General features: G+C 60.1%; 14 protein-coding genes. 8 read left to right on the forward strand and 6 right to left on the reverse strand.

Going from position 1 to position 16,126, the window contains the following annotated elements; genetic code table 11:
* The first annotated feature begins 319 nt into the window (after window positions 1-319).
* The gene (locus MMG94_RS18370) at window positions 320-1,930 is read left to right on the forward strand and encodes an FMN-binding glutamate synthase family protein (RefSeq protein WP_026016084.1); all 1,611 of its coding nucleotides are present in this window, start codon (window positions 320-322) and stop codon (window positions 1,928-1,930) included.
* 44 nt (window positions 1,931-1,974) lie between these two features.
* On the opposite strand, the gene MMG94_RS18375 is transcribed toward MMG94_RS18370, so the two are convergent.
* The 4 genes from MMG94_RS18375 to MMG94_RS18390 form a co-directional block, all read right to left on the reverse strand.
* Window positions 1,975-2,652: a SagB/ThcOx family dehydrogenase gene (locus MMG94_RS18375; protein WP_016918854.1), complete on the reverse strand. Its 678-nt coding sequence runs from the start codon at window positions 2,650-2,652 to the stop codon at window positions 1,975-1,977.
* Between the two features lie 72 nt (window positions 2,653-2,724).
* Window positions 2,725-2,925 carry a DUF2905 domain-containing protein gene (locus tag MMG94_RS18380; RefSeq protein ID WP_016918855.1) on the reverse strand — a complete coding sequence of 67 codons (201 nt, stop codon included), beginning with the start codon at window positions 2,923-2,925 and terminating at the stop codon, window positions 2,725-2,727.
* Window positions 2,926-2,959: 34 nt separating this feature from the next.
* Complete coding sequence (locus tag MMG94_RS18385; RefSeq protein WP_016918856.1) at window positions 2,960-3,490, reverse strand: flavin reductase family protein; 531 nt, start codon at window positions 3,488-3,490, stop codon at window positions 2,960-2,962.
* A gap of 99 nt (window positions 3,491-3,589) precedes the next feature.
* Complete coding sequence (locus MMG94_RS18390) at window positions 3,590-3,793, reverse strand: hypothetical protein (RefSeq protein ID WP_016918857.1); 204 nt, start codon at window positions 3,791-3,793, stop codon at window positions 3,590-3,592.
* A 392-nt stretch (window positions 3,794-4,185) separates the two neighbouring features.
* Here MMG94_RS18390 and MMG94_RS18395 point away from each other — a divergent pair, with 392 nt between their 5' ends.
* From MMG94_RS18395 to MMG94_RS18425, 7 genes are all read left to right on the forward strand, one after another.
* Window positions 4,186-4,779, forward strand: coding sequence for a TetR/AcrR family transcriptional regulator (locus tag MMG94_RS18395; RefSeq protein ID WP_244415232.1), 594 nt, complete (start codon window positions 4,186-4,188; stop codon window positions 4,777-4,779).
* Window positions 4,780-4,791: 12 nt separating this feature from the next.
* On the forward strand, window positions 4,792-6,126 hold the full coding sequence (locus MMG94_RS18400; protein ID WP_016918859.1) for a glycosyltransferase: 1,335 nt from the start codon (window positions 4,792-4,794) through the stop codon (window positions 6,124-6,126).
* A 72-nt stretch (window positions 6,127-6,198) separates the two neighbouring features.
* Window positions 6,199-6,591, forward strand: a complete 393-nt coding sequence (locus MMG94_RS18405) for a hypothetical protein (RefSeq protein WP_244415234.1) — start codon at window positions 6,199-6,201, stop codon at window positions 6,589-6,591.
* Entirely contained in the window at window positions 6,560-6,796 is a 237-nt protein-coding gene (locus MMG94_RS18410; protein WP_016918861.1) for a hypothetical protein, read from the forward strand. Before MMG94_RS18405 ends, MMG94_RS18410 begins: the two co-directional genes overlap by 32 nt.
* Before the next feature lie 655 nt (window positions 6,797-7,451).
* A complete protein-coding gene (locus MMG94_RS18415; protein WP_016918862.1) occupies window positions 7,452-7,805 on the forward strand; it encodes a hypothetical protein in 354 nt (117 codons plus the stop codon).
* Window positions 7,806-7,845: 40 nt separating this feature from the next.
* Window positions 7,846-10,158, forward strand: coding sequence for an AAA family ATPase (locus MMG94_RS18420; protein WP_016918863.1), 2,313 nt, complete (start codon window positions 7,846-7,848; stop codon window positions 10,156-10,158).
* Window positions 10,155-12,083 carry a UvrD-helicase domain-containing protein gene (locus MMG94_RS18425; RefSeq protein ID WP_016918864.1) on the forward strand — a complete coding sequence of 643 codons (1,929 nt, stop codon included), beginning with the start codon at window positions 10,155-10,157 and terminating at the stop codon, window positions 12,081-12,083. The genes MMG94_RS18420 and MMG94_RS18425 overlap by 4 nt, the downstream gene beginning before the upstream one ends.
* Window positions 12,084-12,130: 47 nt before the next feature.
* Here the strand turns inward: MMG94_RS18425 and MMG94_RS18430 are convergent, their stop codons facing one another.
* On the reverse strand, window positions 12,131-12,817 hold the full coding sequence (locus MMG94_RS18430; protein ID WP_016918865.1) for an SOS response-associated peptidase: 687 nt from the start codon (window positions 12,815-12,817) through the stop codon (window positions 12,131-12,133).
* A 278-nt stretch (window positions 12,818-13,095) separates the two neighbouring features.
* Window positions 13,096-16,125, reverse strand: a complete 3,030-nt coding sequence (locus MMG94_RS18435) for a type III restriction-modification system endonuclease (RefSeq protein ID WP_016918866.1) — start codon at window positions 16,123-16,125, stop codon at window positions 13,096-13,098.
* Window position 16,126: the final 1 nt, after the last annotated feature.

Consider the following 16,126-nt stretch of genomic DNA (forward strand, 5'->3'; position numbering starts at 1 on the left):
ATTCGGGAATCCCCCGCGATTCAGTCAGACAAGAAACCGCTCTAAGAAGAAGATTGCGCCGAACGCCAAAAGCGCCGCTTTGAGGAGCCTGTCGCGCGTGTTCCCATTCATGCGGATATTTCCGAATGCGAGAATTTTACCCCCAGCCCCGTCAGAGCGACACGTAGGGCTCTCTCAAGGGTCCGGCATTTGCCAAACCTGAACGAAGGGAGTCGAGCGTCTGATACGAGCCAACTAGCGTGATTTGTTCGCCGTCTCAGCGATGCATTATAGAAGAATCCGAGCCCCGCCCTTTCCGTCAGTGGAGACCGTCATCGCCATGCGTTATCTGTCGCTGCCCTTCATAGGACGATACATGGCCTATTCCGTCGCGCTCATCGCGGCAATGGTGCTGCTACCTTTTTCTCTCTCCGATCCCATCTATTGGCTCCCTTTCGGGCTGGCGGCGGCCCTCGTGTCGCTCGGCACGCATGATCTTCTACAAACGCGGCACAGCCTACTCCGCAATTATCCAATCGTCGGGCATATCCGCTTTCTCCTTGAGGCTGTTCGCCCGGAAATCCGCCAGTATTTTGCCGAGAGCGACACTGATACTCAGCCGTTCAGTCGGAGCGAGCGGACGTTGGCGTTCGAGCGCGCCAAGAAAACCAACGACAAATTCCCATTCGGAACGGAGCTTGATGTCAACGCCGCATCGTTCGAGTGGATCAACCATTCTATCGCGCCGAGGCCGGTTGCGACTGAGCCGTTCCGGACCACCGTCGGCGGCCCCGGCTGTCTCCAGCCGTATTCGACTTCGGTCATGAACATATCCGCCATGAGCTTCGGCGCGCTGAGCGCCAATGCGATTCTAGCGCTGAATCTGGGGGCGCAGCGCGGGGGCTTCGCTCATGACACCGGCGAGGGCGGATTTAGCCGCCACCATCGACAACATGGCGGCGACATCATTTTACAGATCGCCAGCGGTTACTTCGGCTGTCGCACGCCCGACGGCCGCTTTTCCCCCGAGCGTTTCGCCGAACTGGCGAACGAGTCACAGGTCAAGATGATCGAGATCAAGCTCAGCCAGGGCGCGAAGCCCGGCCACGGCGGCGTGCTTCCGGCGGCCAAGGTGTCGCAGGAAATCGCTCTGGCCCGAGGCGTGCCGGTGGGGCGGGATTGCATTTCGCCGGCTCGCCATTCAGAATTTTCGAGCCCGCGCGGGCTGCTGGAATACGTCGAACGGCTACGCAAGCTCGCGCTCGGCAAGCCCGTTGGCTTTAAGCTTTGCGTCGGCCATCCTTGGGAGTTCCTCGGCATCTGCAAGGCCATGCTGGAAACGGGTCTCTTTCCCGATTTTATCGTCGTCGACGGCGCTGAAGGCGGGACGGGGGCGGGGCCGCTTGAGTTCATCGATCATGTCGGAATGCCACTGCGGGATGGGCTGCTCTTTGTTCACAACGCGCTCGTCGGCCTGAATTTGCGGCAACATGTCAAGCTCGGCGCGAGCGGCAAAGTCATCACTGCTTTCGACATGGCGCGGGTCATTGCGCTGGGCGCCGATTGGTGCAATTCGGCGCGCGGCTTTATGTTCTCTCTCGGCTGCATCCAGTCGCTCCGCTGCCACACCGACCAATGCCCGGTGGGGGTCGCAACCCAGGACCCCGTCCGGCAGCGCGCCCTGGTCGTCTCGGAAAAAGCGAGCCGGGTCGAGTCGTTTCATCGAGAGACCATTTTGGCGTTGGCCGAGTTGCTCGCCGCCGCCGGTCTCGACCATCCAGCCGATCTCACGCCCCGCCACGTCATCAAGCGCACGGCCTCCGGCCAGGTGCAGACCTTCGAGCAGATTTACGGCTTCCTCAAGCCCGGCGAACTCCTTTCCGGCGCCGACGATCCGCAATTGCGGGACGCTTGGTCTAAGGCTCGCTCCGATTCCTTCTCACTGACGTAAACTGGAGACGCTTGGCCGATCTGATCTGGAGCAGGAGTTACGCCTCATCCTTTCGGATAACCGACAGTTTGCGACAGCAGCACCTGGTGGTCGTGGCTCAGTCCGAGCGCATTGGCGATCGCCTCGCGGTCGATCCAGGCTCGGATCACCGTAGCAAGGCCGTTGCCCGCGGCGAATAAATACACATTTTGGGAGATGGCGCCGGCCGCGACGGACGCATAACTTTCGCGAAAGGCGACCGGCACGAGCGTCATTCGGCTGTAGTCGGCAACAAACACCAAGTCCAACGGCGCCTCATCGACGAAGTCCTGGTAACCGGTAATGCTCCTTAAATCGGCGGAGACGATTAGCTGTAGCTGATTTGCCGCGGCGTCATAAAGATAGGCGCCGGACGGCAGCGCGACGTAAACGTCGATCTCCTGGGCGTTCAATGCCGAAGGGGCAGTGCGGTGTCCGTCTGTCCGGTTCACGCCGTAGGCCGCCCACAGCAAATTCGAGAGCAGCGGCAGCGGCAATTCCTGACTCGAAAACTCACGGTCAGACCGACGCTTCGAGAGCGCCTCCATCAAAGGAACGCCGCCTTCCTTTTGCGGCTCCGGCAAGGGGATGATCTCCGAAGCTTCTCCTCGGGCGGGCTTCGGGCGAAGGCGTCCCATCATGCCGAGCGCGAGTTTGCTCAAAGTGCTCATAGCGACGATCTCCCACTCCTTGCGCGCGGACATTTTCCAGCACGCCGGTTTTCCTCCATGGAAAGCCTTAAACTAGCATAGGAGCCATTTCCGAGAGTTTTTACATCAGCGATTGAAGAGCCAAATGGCCAAGCTCAGGACGACGCTCACGATCAAGGAAGTCGTGATGGGGATGTAAAGTCGGAAATTCCCTCGCTCGATCAAGATGTCTCCCGGCAGTCGGCCGAGCCCAAACCGCTCGCCGAACAGCCATACAAGCCCAACGAGAATGAGAACGATCCCCGCGCCGATAAGGATTTTTGGCATTTGTCGGGCTCCAGAATTCGATCCCTGGGAACGATCACGGCATCTTCGACTTCAATTGGATCGTTTCCCCGTCCACAACGAACCTGCCAAAACCCTGATGATGGATCGTCTTCGGGTCTTTTTGCTTGGCATTGATCCACGCTTTCACCCCTTCGAGCATGAAGAGGCAGTAACGATTGACGAAACGAGTGTCGACGACCCGGCATTCGATGTTGGCGAAACATTCGGCCACCAACGGCGCGGAAACATGCTCCGCCTTCTGCGGCGTCAGGTGGAAGGCTGAGAACTTGTCGACATCGCGTCCCGAGCAGTTGCCGATCGCGACAACCATATCTGCCAACTCAACCGCCGGTATCGCGATGACGCACTCTTTCGTGGTCCGCAGCGCCGCAAAGCTATGGTCGCGGTTGCTGACGATGCAAGCGATCAAGGGAGGCTCGAAATCCACCATCATATGCCAAGACATCGCCATGACGTTGGCCCGCCCCTTATGCGCCGTGGTCAACAGGACCACGGGCCCCGGTTCGAGTAGCTGATAGACCTTCGACAAAGGAAAGCTCTTCATCGCTGCGTCTCCTTCACCGATTTGAGCCTCGCAGGAGTTCCCTTCGTTCGTCGGCCGAGTTCGCGCCGAAAGCCAGCCGAAGACGGTGATCAGCACAGGTCAGCCGCTACTCCAGAGATTATGGAAATAAACGATGGCGAGCCCGGGCACGAAAGCCGCGTAGCCGGCGAGGATGATGAGCATCGGGCTCTTTGACAGTTCCTCGATGATGGCAGGCATCGCGCCAAGATTGAGCAGTAACATAGCCGCACTGGCGACAAGCGTGGGTCCGAGCAGCGCCGCGACGGTCTTGGACGTGTGCATGCACATTCTCCTCCGCACTCAAGATCAAGTGCGCGTCCTGCCCTTGTGGACGCGGCCCTTGCTTGCCGGTCTTTCCTTCTTCGATTTCGGAGGGGCCGGACGGGTTTGTCCGCGGATTTCGCGCTCATGAACGGCGCTAAAGCGACCCGAGGGGTCAGAAGGAAATTTCGTCTGGCCTGATTTTGTCATCCCGCAGCTCCGGAGTTCCGCCGGGAAGCATGTAGGCACGCGAGCCCGATTTTTCACGGTCGACAGCGGCGCTCAAGCCGAAACGCGAGCGGAAAATCTCGGCCGCTCGATGACATCTACCAAACGGTCTTGCGGCCGAGGTAAGCCAAAGTTCACTCCTGTTGACGCATCGGATTTTTCGCGTTACATCACGTAACATGAAAATGGACGATCAACACAAGCGCGCCTATCGGCAGGTCGCGCGCGCTGCCGCGACGCAAGATACAGAGAATGCGATCGTGATCGCCTTCCGCGAATTGTTGAACGATAGATTCTACGACGAGATCACGCTCGACGATGTCGCTGCGGCCGCAAACACGACGCGCCAGACGGTCATTCGCCGGTTTGGCGCCAAGGCCAGTCTCCTGGCGGCGTTTACTCAACGGATCGGTGACGAAATCGAGACCCTCCGCGCCTCTTCGCCGACCGACGACGTGGCGGGCGCCGTCGCCGTGCTGGTCGCCGATTATGAGGCGACTGGCGACATGGTCATGCGCCTTCTCGCGCTCGAAGGGCGGATTCCCGACATCGAGCCGACGCTCGAGATCGGCCGCGCCGGCCATCGCCGTTGGGTGGAGACAACCTTTGGGCCCGGATTGAAGTCTTTCGGCAGGGCCGAACGCGCGGACCGGCTGGCCCAGATTCTGGTCGCGACGGACGTGTGGAGCTGGTTTCTCCTGCGCAGAACGCAAAAGAAATCCGTCGCCGAAACGAAGCGGCTGATGACCGAAATGATTTCACGACTTCTGCAAGATTGAGGGAGGGGCGACATGAACATGATCAGCGCGCGTCGGCGCTTGAACATTCTGTTTCTCGGCTGGGAGGGCGGCGGCAATGTTCCGCCCACGATTTCGGCTGTCCGCGCGCTCGTGGAACGCGGACATAACGTCCGATTTCTGGGCGACGACTGCATCCTCGATGAAGTCCGGGCGACTGGCGCCAAGGCGTCAGGCTGGCGGCGCGCGCCGAACCGTAAGGATCGTTCGCCCGAAAGCTGCTTCGCGCGCGACTGGGAGCAGCCCGACGCGGCATCGGCCTTTCGCGCCTGGGCGAAGGCGATTTTTCTCGAGCCCTCGGCCAGCTACGCAGAGGACGCAATGGAGGCGGCACGAGAGGCTCCGACTGATATGCTCATCGGTTCGGACCTCTTGTTCGGGGGCATGGTGGCCGCCGAAGCGCTCGGGCTGCCAAATGCGCTCCTGGCGACGAATGTCAGCCTGCTTCGTTTGCCCGGCCATCCGCCCTTCGGCCCCGGCCTGCTACCGGCCGCCAATGCTGAAGAGAGAGACGAACACGAGCATATCGCCCAAATGGGCGAGGCCATGTTCGACAGCTTCCTGCCGGCGCTGAACGAAGCGCGCACGCGTTTTGGACTGGCGCCTCTTTCCCGCACGCTCGATCAGCTGCGCCCTGACCGGCTTCTTCTCGCGACCTCGCCGTCGTTCGATCTGCCGGTCGCCTCGTTGCCGGATTTCATCCGCTATGTCGGACCGCTTCTCGAACAGCCGGCCTGGATCGATCGGCAAAAGCTATCTGCTCCGAGCGCGAATGAGCGTCCGCTCGTGCTGGTCTCGCTCAGCACCACCTATCAAGGACAAGACGCGACATTGGCCGCAATTGTGGGAGCCCTTGCCAATCTGCCGGTCCAAGGCGTCGTGACGCTGGGCAAGGCGCTGGAGGGACTCCAAATGTCGGCGCCGGCGAATGTGAAAATCGTCGCGGGTGCATCGCACGACGACATCCTGACTCGCGCCAGCGCCGTCGTTACGCACGCCGGACATGGGACAACGCTACGCGCGCTTCGTGCGGGCGCGCCAATTGTCGCCATGCCGATGGGACGCGACCAGAATGAAAACGCTGCGCGGATCGAATATCACGGCGTGGGAATCCGGCTCGACCCTTCGGCTCCGCAGCAAGAAATCGCTGCGGCGGTTCACCGAGTTATTTCTGAACCCGTCTTTGCGGCCAATGCCCGCAAATTGGCGCGCGCAATCGCCAACGAAGGCGGCGGCGCGCGGCGTTTCGTGGACGAGATCGAGGCGCTGGCTCGCGCGCGCGACGCTGCAGGATCGTCGCCGCGGCAAGCGGTGCATCGCGTCGCCTGAGAAGCGTCGGACTCTCCCATCGATCCCAAGAACCGCCTGCTGAAAGGAATATCAATGATCTCCGCCTGGTTCATGCGCTTCGGCGTCATATTCGCCATCGTCGGGATGGCTCTCGGCATCCACATGGGCGCCGCTCACGATTTTTCGCTTGCGCCTGTGCATGCCCACATCAACCTCGTTGGTTGGGTCTCAATGTTTCTCGCCGGACTGTTCTATCAGGCCCATCCGGAACGCCAGACGAAACTCGCGGCGGCTCATCTTGGCCTCGCCGTCACGGGCCTTCTCCTTATGGCGCCGGGGATAACGGCTCTGGCCCGCAACCTTCCCTGGGGCGAGCCCGTGGCCATTGCCGGCTCACTAGCGACTTTTGTTGCGACGCTCCTTTTCGCCTTCAATGTTTTTCGGGCTCGCCACACCCGCGGACGTTCCACACTTGATCATTTCGGGTCTGACCGCGCAGCTTGAGAAGGCCGACAAGCTCTTCGTCGCCGACTTTGCTGCGGCGCTCGGAGGCGCGGCGGCGCATCAGCCGGGCGGCGATGGCGGTCGCGGCGACCTGGGCGGCGGCGACTATGCCGCGCTCGATCGTCTAGCCGACGCCGATCCGGTTGCCTACGAGGCCGCGCTGGCGCGCATGTCGCCCGCCGAGCGCGACCGCTACGGCTTCTGAGGAAGGTCGCAGGCGGGCCGTTACTGGCCTGCCTGCGCCATAAGCGGGAGGGCGACAAATGATCGAAAGGTGGGACGCCAACCCGCCGATCGTCATCACCCCACGTTTCCCCATTTTTCTGAGGAGAAAGGAATCACAGCAGCGCTACCCAAGGTGAGGAGTCTTTCAGCAGAATGCGCGCGCGGCTATTTCAAGCTTCTGTATGCCTTCTTAGTGACCCACGCGAAAAATGAGATGGTCAGCACGAGCGTCAAGACGCTTAATCCCCCGATCAAGCCCTTAGCTGCTTGGTGCCCGTCTCCATTCAGCAGCGGGAATACAGTTCCGACGACCAAAAAAACGAGGGCTGCATTAATCCAGAACTTCGCGCTCATAGTTCATTTCCATTGTTTCTACCAAAGTGTAGATACACAAGCACGACGAGGGGGATCAGCCCTAGTCCGCCGAATATGATTAGAACTGTAGAAACGCCAAACATAAGTGCCCGCTGATTTTGGTTTGTGCTATTATACCATTCTTGCATTGGGGATGATCCGATCGAAGTGTGTTGCATCTGTGTGATGCTTTTCGGCCCCTTTGGGGCCGACAGGCCGGATACCGACCTTGCTGTCCCCAAGTCGGCGAATTTTGGCAAAAGATCGTGTAGATTTCCCCAATGCGCAGCTTTCATTGGAGATGCGCCGGTTCGCGCCTTAAGCGGATCATTAAGGAAGTGCTGGCGGAAAGGGGTCGGCGCTGGTCGAGCCGCGCGGATGAAGACTTCTCCCATCGGCGGACGTATCGTCAGGACATGACCCACGTCCTTGTCACGCCCGAGCGCGCAGCCTTTCTGCGTCAACGCCTCAAGGAGAAGCTCGCCGAGCGGCGGGCGGCCAAGGCGGCCTTCGCGTCGGTGTGCGCGAGGCTTGCGACCGAGCCACGGTCGTCGTTCGGCAAGGAGTTCGCGCTCTCGTTTGAGGAAGTGATTCCCGAACTCGGTCGGCGACAGCGCAGCGCATTTAATCGATAATCGCGCTGGACTGTCATAGAAGTGGTCCGGGAGGGGCGCGGTGAATATTGAATTCATTGAGATTGCGAGCTTTCGGAAGCTTCTATCGATCCGAATCGACCTTTCGACCACGACAACCTTGTTCGTCGGCGCGAACAATAGCGGCAAGACCTCGGCAATGCTTGCGCTTAGACGTTTCTTGTCGCCCCGGCGATGCCTGTTCGAGATACACGATTTCACGCTCTGCCATTGGCCCGCGATCAACTCTATCGGCGAAGGCTGGATAGCCGCCCGCGCAGGGGGCGAGATCGTCAACATCGTTATCGACCCGTGGGTCGAGCTGCTGCCGACGCTCGACCTCTGGCTCCAAGTGGGGCCTGGCGAGATGCACCATGTGCGAGACCTGATCCCCACCCTCGACTGGGAGGGCGGCCGTCTCGGCGTGCGGCTCCGGTATGAGCCCAAAGACCTTAATCTCCTGTATAAGGAGTTCATGGCGGCGATCTCGGACGCGGACGTCATACGCCGGGCCGCTTTGGAGGCCGCCGAGACAGCCACGCCGGACGCGGAGTCGCAGGTTGCTCCGCCGAAGCTCACCGTCTGGCCAGCCTGCCTAACCGATTTCCTCGGCAAGCGACTTGGCTCGCACTTCGCTATCCGCGCCTATGCGCTTGATCCCGCAAAGCTGGCGGCGCCACAGAAGTCTCAAGCGCGACCTCAGATCCTTGGAGCAGCGTCGTTGCCGCTCGAAGGCGACCCACTCAAGGGGTTGATCTGCGTCCATGACATTCCGGCGCAGCGCGGATTAGGCGAGGAGCCGACGGGTGACGATGATGATGATTCACCAGCGGGATCGCCTAGCAGTCGCCTCTCCGATCAACTCAGAAGCTACTGGGCAAAGCACCTCGACCCGGCGAAGAGTCCCGACCCCAAAGACATAGGAGCCTTGCAGGCGATCGAAGCCGCGCAGGAGGCGTTCGACAAGAGGCTGACGGAGAGCTTCGCCGCCGCCTTCAGCGAGGTCGAGGGTATGGGATACCCAGGCGTGACTGATCCAAGGCCGCGAGTATCCACGCGTTTAAAGCCGATCGACGGCCTCAATCATTCCACTGCCATAAGCTTTGAGGTCGATGTGATCGAGGAGAGCGGCGTGGTTACACCGCTCCTTCGCCTCCCCGAGAGCAACAACGGACTGGGCTATCAGAACCTGATCTCGATGATCTTTAGGCTGATGAGCTTTCGCGATGCTTGGATGCGGGTCGGCAAGGCATCGAAAAGCCCAACGGCTACCATCACTGAGCCTCTTCATTTGGTTCTCGTCGAAGAGCCGGAGGCGCACCTCCACGCGCAAGTGCAGCAGGTCTTCATCAAGAAGGCTTACAGCGTCCTCCGCGCGCATGATGGCCTCAAGGAGAGCACGGAGCTGTGCACGCAGCTCGTCGTCAGCACACATTCGAGCCATGTCGCCCATGAGACCTCGTTCTCGTCCTTGCGCTACTTCCGCAGGCTGCCAGCGGGAATGGTGGCGAAGGTGCCCGTGTCGACCGTCGTGAACTTGTCCGAGGTGTTCGGAACGGCTTCGGCGACCGAACGGTTCGTTACGCGATACCTGCGCTCTCAGCATGCTGATCTTTTCTTCGCGGACGCCGCCATCCTCGTGGAGGGGCCGGCAGAGCGGATGCTGCTCCCGAACTTTATCCGCGAACATTACGATCCGCTTAACCAATGTTACATCACGCTCCTTGAGATTGGTGGGAGCCACGCTCACCGGCTGCAATCCTTGATCGAGCACCTCGGCCTGCTGACACTGATCGTCACCGACCTCGACACGCTTGATAAGAGGGGTGGATCATCTGTTCAGCCCTCACCGGGAGTGGAGCAGGTCACCAACAATGCGACCTTGAAGACCTGGGTGCCTAAACTTGAGGATGCCGATCTGTTGCTGAACGCTGACGGAAAGGTGAAGGTCGAAATTCATGATCAACTATTCGAGATTCGAGTCGCCTATCAGGTTCCGCTTAAGGTAACCCGTCCTGGCGCTTCTGTGGAGGAGACGGCCTATCCTTATACCTTCGAGGATGCCTTGGTGTTCGAGAACTTGTCCTTCTTCAGCACGTTTGCCGGAAGTGGCCTCGTCAAGAAATTCCGCGACGCCATCAATGACGGCACGAGTGCAGCCGACATAGGCAAGCGCTTCTTCGTCGCGCTGAAGGACGGAAAGAAAGCCGAATTCGCGCTCGATGTGCTCGAAGCGGAGGCCTTCTCTAAGCTAACGGTTCCTCATTACATCGCCGAAGGTCTCGAGTGGCTGCAAGGGCAGCTCAAGAAGAAGCAGGTCGAAGTCCTGCCCAATCCCAAAGAGGAGGCGGCATGACGATTGGGACCGACGACGACAATTACGATGCCGAGGCCGATAAGACGATCATGGCGTGCCTCGATCTCGCAAAGCCACGCAGCTTCTTCCTCTACGCCGGTGCGGGCTCCGGAAAGACGCGGTCGCTGGTGAACGCGATACGGGCCATTTGCCGTGACCAGGGGCGGCACCTTTCGCTCAGCGGTCGGCGGATCGGCGTCATCACCTACACCAACTCGGCGTGCGACGAGATCAAGCAGCGTCTCGAGTTCGATCCTCGGGTCGAGGTGTCTACGATCCATTCGTTCGCCTGGTCGCTGATCGCCGGCTACGATACGGACATCCGGCAATGGCTCGACCAGAATCTGCTCAACGAGATCGCGGAGCTTCAGGTGGCTCAGGCCAAGGGGCGGCCGGGCACCAAGGCAACCAGTGATCGTGCTCGATCAATCGAGAGCAAACAGCGGCGGCGCGCCAGCCTCGGCGAAATACGGCGGTTCATTTACAGCCCGACCGGGGACAACCGGACGCGCGATGCCCTAAGCCATGCCGAGGTCATCATGATGACATCGGATTTCCTTGGGACGAAGAATGGGCTGCGAAAGCTGTTGATGTCGCGCTTCCCGATCCTGCTGATTGATGAAAGCCAGGACACCAACCGGGGGCTAATGGACGCGCTTTTGGGCGTGCAGGCGGCCAATCAAACACGCTTCTGCCTTGGCCTGTTTGGCGACACAATGCAGCGCATCTATGCAGACGGAAAGGTTGGGCTAGCCGAAGCGATCCCCCCCGATTGGTCTCGGCCGGTGAAGCGGATGAACCATCGCTGTCCTTCTCGCGTGGTTGATCTGATCAATAAGGTCCGAATGGACGATGATGGCCAGATGCAGCATGCGCGCAGCGACGCGGCAAAGGGTGTGGTTAGGCTGTTTGTGTTGCCGGAGACCACTTCCGAGAAGTCACACGCGGAAGCCGAAATCGCCCGGTCGATGTCGCAGATCACCGGCGATCCGGACTGGGTGGCCGGCACCGATGCGATCAAGACCCTAGCGCTGGAGCACCTGATGTCAGCGCGACGCTTTGGCTTCGAGTCGTTCTTTGCGCCGCTCTATGCTGTTCCGCGGATCAGAACCGGTATCCTCGATGGCAGCGGTGCGGGCATCGGCCTGTTCACCCGTGAGATCTTACCACTTACCCAGGCCTTGGCCGCTGGGGATCGTTTTGCGTCGGCTGCGATCATCCGTAAATCCTCGCCTTTGCTCGAGCGCGACCAGCTTGAGGCCGCAGGCGAGCGGCAGCTCGATCTACTCCGCAACGCGAAGGCGGCCTGTGACGGATTGCACGCGCTCTGCACGAAAGAGGATTCACCGAGCCTGCTCGCACTTCTGAACTATGTTGCGAGCAGGAAGCTATTTACGATCCCTGATGCGTTGCTGCCATTTGTCGCCTCAACCGAGCCTGACGATAGTTTAGAGACTGGCGTTGGACATGGCGACGAGAACCACGCCCATGGCAAGGCCCTCGACGACGAAGAGGCGAAGAGCGAGACTGGGGCTTGGCGGCTCGCGCTGGACGCGACGCTGGATCAGATCGAGCGCTACGATCTCTACGTTCGCGGCCTCTCGCCGTTCGACACCCATCAGGGAGTGAAGGGACTCGAGTTCCCGCGTGTCATGGTCATCGTCAACGACGAGGAGGCCCGTGGCTTCCTGTTTAGCTACGAGAAGCTCTTCGGGGCGAAGGAGAAGAGCAAGACCGACATCGACAACGAAGCTGCGGGAAAGGAGACGACCATCGAACGCACACGCCGCCTGTTTTACGTTACGTGCAGCCGCGCCAAGCAGAGCTTGGCGATCGTCTACTATTCGAGCAGCCCGAGCGTCGTGCGCGACGCGATGATCGAACGCGGTTGGTTCGAGCCGGACGAGATTGAGATTATCTCATAAGCGGTCTTCGGCGAAGACGGTTACAGTCGCTAGGTCACGATAGCTCCTTATGTGGGCTCGATCAGCGCCGGATCGTCGTCGCCGACCGCTGATCGGTTGACGCGCGGGGACACGATCCATTCCCGCAGGGCATCATCCTCCCGCGCCGGCCTTAGGAGCGACGCAAGGTCGTGGCCCGCGTGGCCAGCAAGCCATGCGTCGAAGTTCTGCGGCTCGATCAAGATCGGCGCCCGATTGTGAAAGCGCGCCATCCAGTCGTTGGCCGGCCCGACAACGATCGTGGCGGATTGCATGTCCTCACCGCTGTCTGGGTCGTGCCAGTTCTCCCACAGCCCGGCCAGCGCGAGCGGCCTGCCATCTGGCGCAGAGAAATAATGCGGCGTCTTCGCGCCCGGCTTGCCTGTCCACTCATAGAAGCCCGAGGCCGGGATGATACAGCGGCGCCACTTGAAGGCCGATCGGAACATCGGCTTTTCTGCGACCGTCTCCGCACGGGCGTTGAAGGTGGACGGCAATTCGTTCAGAGGCTTCTTCCACCACGACGGGACAAGGCCCCATCGCATCGGGACAAGCTCACGGCCGGCGGCTACGGGCCGAATAACGTCAATCATCGTCGTGGGCGCGATGTTGCAGCGCGGCCGAAGGTTTTGCGCCGGCCCGATTACGCTCAGGAAGGCGTGGACCTCGGACCAGGTATAGGCTTGCGTGAAGCGACCGCACATGCCGCCGAGCATAGGCTGCCGGCGCCGGGAGGCCAAGCCGTGTGGCCTCTAGCGGTCGATGAGCACACATCGGAAATGGAAGAACGAGCGGTCGCTGTTGCAGCGCCTTGTCGCGGCCGATGACGGGGAGCCACTCTACGAGCGGAGTCACGATCCGCGCCTGCAGTGAATCTCTCGCACTTGCGACAAGGACGCCGATGTGAGGTCGCCACACGTCAGCCCTACACCGATGTCTCGTCGATCGACTACGATTTGAGTGCCACCATGACGCCGCAGCAACGCGAGCGATCTCAACAATGCTTCATCAAGTCGTCGATTTTCGTCGCTCTGATGTAACGGGCCGGATTAGCGCCTGTCGCTAATGCCTTGAAGTGGGCCTCGCCGCACGCGATTTTTGCGGCTTCATTGTCGCGAAGGTCGTCGGTGAACAGACTCCCCTTGGTCTCGACCACGAAATAGAGGCGCTCTTCGCCGCTCACTTCGACGAGGACAGCCCAGTCGGGATTATACGTGCCGAGCGGAGTTGGGACCTTAAACCAGGCAGGGAGCTTGGCGTAGACCTTCACGGATTCGTTCTTTTCGAGCTGTTCGGCGAAAGTCCGCTCGACACCTCCTGAATCGTAAACAACGTGCTCGAAGACTGACTTGGTTGCGTCCTTCAGCATGTTGCGCAGATAGCCCGTCAATTCCTCTTGCTCGAAAAGCTCCTGAGCGTAATAGTGTTCGTCGCCGATCTTCTGGAATTTGATTCCGTCGACCAGCGCCAACCGCTTGGTGCGATTGATCACCTCGCCCGCCATCTCGATGAAAGCCTGCGGATTGCGCTTGAAGTCGTGCAGCCGCCCGCATTCTGTCAAAATCTGGACGAGGCTTTTCCGCGTAAGCTGGGTGCGGTCCTGAAGATCGGTCAGCACGTCAGGCAGGACGATGTCGCCTTCTTCGATCGTAACAATCGTGCCGCTGTTCTGATCGCGCTCTTTCGCTTCGACACCGCCCTGGCCGATCGACAGGTCCGCCTTTCTGATCCGCACGCGCGCCTTCGATATGGCCGGCCCGTTTCCGATAGCCTTCGCGCAATCGGCGATCAGCTTCTCGTTGTCGAAATAAACACGATAGGTCGTCTTGTGCTTGATGCGGTCCCAGAGCGCCTGAAACTCCGCACTCTCCAGAATGGCGCGCCGAGTCTTCACGATGACACGCTCATCAGCATTCTTGATGTCGAGCTTGCCGGCCACCTTCTTCAGCATTTCCCGCACCGACGCCAGATGCGCTTCGAGTGCCGCCGGCAAAGCAAACGTCCCGTCTTTCAGTGCGACGCGCAACGTGTCTTGCACCTTGCCCTTGGGGTCGACGAAACCCTGAGACTTGAGATGCTCGAAGATGGCGGCCGATTCCTCGAATCCTAGCATTGCCGGCGATCCGTCCGCCTTCACCACTGGGATGGCCGCGAATTGGTGCTTCTCCACAATGCCGAACTTGATGCCGGTGTCCTTCTCGATCTCCTTCTGGAGGTTCTCGGCGAACTCCTCGTAGCTCTCGGTGGCTACTACGGTCAGCGTGTTGATCTCAAAGCCCCGTAGACGCTCACCGTTCTGGTTCACGCACAGTCGTAGCCCACGGCCAATGGTTTGGCGCCGCTCGCGCTCGGTCCCCATCTCGCGTAGCGCGCAAATCTGGAACACATTGGGATTGTCCCAGCCTTCCTTGAGGGCCGAGTGAGAGAAGATGAACTTGAGCTTCGTCTCGAAGCTCAGCAGCTTCTCCTTATCCTTCATGATCAGGCTGTAGGCGCGTTCAGCATTGTCGCGAGCGGCCTGATTGTTATCTGCCGTGTCGGTCCAGCGTCGCGCCTTGTCGATCGAGAAATAGCCGTCATGCACATCCTCGGGCTCTGACGTTAGATCAACCTCCTTGAACAGGCTGCTGAACTCGGGGAGCTTCGCCGCGCGGCGATATTCCTCCTCAAAGATGCGGGCGTATTTGCCCTTCACGGGATTGCCGGCATTGTCATAGGAGCGATAGTGCTCCACGGCGTCGATAAAGAAGAGGCTCAGCACCTTGATGCCCAAAGGCGCGAGACGCTTCTCCTTCTCCAGATGCTCTTGGATGGTGCGGCGGATCATCAACCGCTTCATCGCATCCGCGTCGACATCACCCACGGCTTGGCCCGGCTGAAGGAACGTCTCGCCGCCCGGCAGCTTCACTTCAAGAAGCTGATTATCCTTCGCCGTGCGTATCTCGCCGATCCGGCAATCGGCATAGACGGCGCGCTTGGTCAGCTCCTGAAGGTCGTCGCCGTCCTGAACGACCACTTCCTTGCGCCGGACCTGCTTGCCTTCCTGAACATCGATCTCGATCCGCGCCGTTACCGGTCCCTTGCCGTTGCTCGCCGAGACGAACCGCACATACGCCTTGTTGTGCGCATCCTCGACCACCATCGAGGCGACTTCGATCTGCTTCACCAGCTTGCGCTCGTATGCGTCTACGGCGTCCAGTCGAAACACCATGTGGTGCTTGTCGACATGGGTAGCCGAATAGCGAAGGGTGCAGAGAGGATTCATCTCGCCAAGGGCGTTCTTGCCGGCGCCCGAGAGGCCGCCGTCGACGCTCTGCGGTTCATCGACAATCAGAATCGGGCGCGTTGCGCGGATAAGGTCGATGGGCCGCTCGCCGCCCGTCTTCTCGCTGTCCTTGTAGAGGTTGTTCACGTCCTTCTTGTTGATGGCGCCGACGGTGACAACCATGATCTGGATGTTGGGGCTGGTCGCGAAATTGCGCACTTGCCCGAGCTTGGCGGAATCATAGAGGAAATAGTCGAAAGGTTGGCCTGAATAGAGGCCCTTGAAGTGCTCCTCGGTGATCTGCAACGTCTTGTAGACGCCTTCCTTGATGGCGACCGACGGCACGACGATCACGAATTTGGTGAAGCCATAGCGCTTGTTCAGCTCGAAGATGGTCCGCAGATAGACATAGGTCTTGCCTGTGCCCGTCTCCATCTCAACGGTGAAATCGCCGGACGTGAGCGCCGTCGAAGGCGCGAGGCCATTGCGGAGCTGAATGTCCGTCAAGTTGGCGATGATCTCGTCATCCAGCAGCGTCAGCCGATTGCCGATGCCGAGCTCACTTTCGACGAGACCAAGCTCGCCCTGGGCTCCGAGGAAGCCTCCGAGATCGAGGCTCGTCTGTCCCGCCCGGTCCGCCATCGGCCGACGCGTGACAGTGAACTCGGTGCGGTTGATCTCCTGGCCGCGAAACAGATCAGCCACCGATTCAATTGCGCGCTTCTGGTAGTCGAGATCAGGCTCGAAATGCAGCTTCATC

The organism is Methylocystis parvus OBBP, assembly GCF_027571405.1.
GTDB classification, from domain to species: domain Bacteria; phylum Pseudomonadota; class Alphaproteobacteria; order Rhizobiales; family Beijerinckiaceae; genus Methylocystis; species Methylocystis parva.